This is a genomic window from bacterium (genome assembly GCA_040753555.1).
GTDB lineage: Bacteria > UBA9089 > UBA9088 > UBA9088 > UBA9088 > JBFLYE01.
This window is the reverse complement of sequence record JBFMDZ010000308.1, coordinates 1-1,865: the sequence shown is the minus strand read 5'-3', so window position 1 is coordinate 1,865 and position 1,865 is coordinate 1. Positions and strand designations below refer to the sequence as shown.

At 36.2% G+C, this 1,865-nt stretch carries 3 protein-coding genes; all 3 read right to left on the bottom strand.

The window, feature by feature from the left end; all coding sequences use genetic code 11:
- Positions 1-439 (bottom strand): hypothetical protein (locus tag AB1630_12900; GenBank protein MEW6104688.1); only part of this gene is annotated, 439 nt, incomplete at its 3' end.
- A gap of 64 nt (positions 440-503) precedes the next feature.
- Entirely contained in the window at positions 504-851 is a 348-nt protein-coding gene (locus AB1630_12895) for a hypothetical protein (GenBank protein MEW6104687.1), read from the bottom strand.
- Between the two features lie 22 nt (positions 852-873).
- Positions 874-1,865 (bottom strand): hypothetical protein (locus AB1630_12890; GenBank protein ID MEW6104686.1); only part of this gene is annotated, 992 nt, incomplete at its 5' end.

The window sequence follows — 1,865 nt, the reverse complement described above, 5'->3', positions numbered from 1 at the left end:
ATAACATCTTTGGAATATTTTTACCTTCTTCATACTCAGGGTTTATCGTAGCAACGATTAAGGATTCATTACAATGCTCATCGTCCTCAAAGAGAAGCTCTGTGTTTAATAAAGATGCAAGCTTATAAAGATAGTCTATGTCTTGATTAGTTATTGATCCATATACCTGTTCTTTTGATTCGTCTGGAGAAAGAATCCATCCAATATTATGACATCCTTTAGGAAAAAGGTTATTAAATAAACTTATCTCATTGCCAGCCCCTATCTCACCGCTTTTATAAGGAAAAGAAATATCTTTTCTTATAACCCAATACTCCTCTGTATCACGGTAGCTGCTATACCTTTTTTGAATTTGAAAGTCAGGGAAGAGCATATCCCTTAGAAGATGTGCCATCTCATCAGGGGTGATTGATGAAACCAAATAACAGCCTACTGACATTATAAATTCACCTCACTTTTTATAAATAATATGGGGACCTCGCTCTACTATTTCCTTAAAGGCTTCATTTTCCCAGATAGCTATTGAACTTTTTCTTCCTATAGTTCCCAGAAACAATTTCTTTAACCAATCCGTTTCCATTAACTACAAAATAATTTCCCGTTGAGGCAAGTTTTCTAGATTTGAAGTAGAACACTTCGTAATCTTTTCCCTTCTTACTAAATTTATGTGAAGAAATAGGCTTATTTTCTCCCATTATTTTTAAAGCATCTTCCTTGCTTATTTCAAGATTTAACATTTTCATTTTTCTTTCAACCCTTCGAGCTTCAGCATCTACTGCTCCTAAGTATATATAAATCCCTCCTATTACCACTAATACTAAACTTATTAAACTTATCCCTATTAACTTCATCGGCTTTTAACTCCACGATTCATTATTTTCTTCCCCACCAATCAAAGAATTCTTTTAATTGCTTGGAAAATGAAATTCCAGAATTAGAATTATAGTGCTTTTTAAAGAACTCTGCACCTAAAGCATTAGAAAAGAGATCTTGAGGATCCCATGCACTATTAGGATCACCTATTATAGGTAAAGATTGAAGAAGTTCTATTGCCCATCCAAATCCTTCACCTTTAGGACCAACCACTAAAAAGTGTCGCATATCTATCACTCTTTTAGGATTAGCGGGATCAATTACATATCGGTATTTATAATTTGGTCCTCCTGCACTACTGTCACCCGCAGTTCCTTGATCTACTTCATGCTGGAGCTCAGAAAAGGTTTTTCCTTTAGTATACTCTATAAATTCTTTCATAGATATAGCATCAGCAGAATGATTGTTTAATCTGGCATCTTTATTTGGATCAAAAGCCTTATCAAATTTTGCTCGGAGTTCTTCTTTTTTTAATTTATCCCTTATATTATTTTCTACATCATCCTTTGTAACCCCTTTGCTCTGGAATAGCTCCTTAAATGAATCCCATAGCTTATCCAATACCCCTCCTATCCCACCTTCTGTCTTTGCTCCCAGATTTATTGCATAGTTTGCAATGCCATCCAATCCCATTGTCTTAAAGTCAATATCCCCCAAATCTATATTAGGAAGCCCTATCTTCGGCAGGTCTATCTTTGGCAGGTTTATATTCTTCTTCCAGATTATCCCCTCAACCACATCCCCAAACTTATTGTTCCAGTCAGAATTCCTCTGGTAGCTCTTTAATCCAGCAAGCCTTTCTTCCCAGGAAAGCTTATTCCCCCACACATCCTTTCCCGCTAAGGCTGTGCCAAATTTGTAATACTTGTTCTCAATGAGGCTATTGTATAGGCTTCCTGCCTTATTGGTTAGACTGCTTAAATGGCCAAGGTCATACTTTTTTCCAAGGTTTAACCCTGCCAAAAAGGCCTGCTCTGGGTTTTTAAGATAGC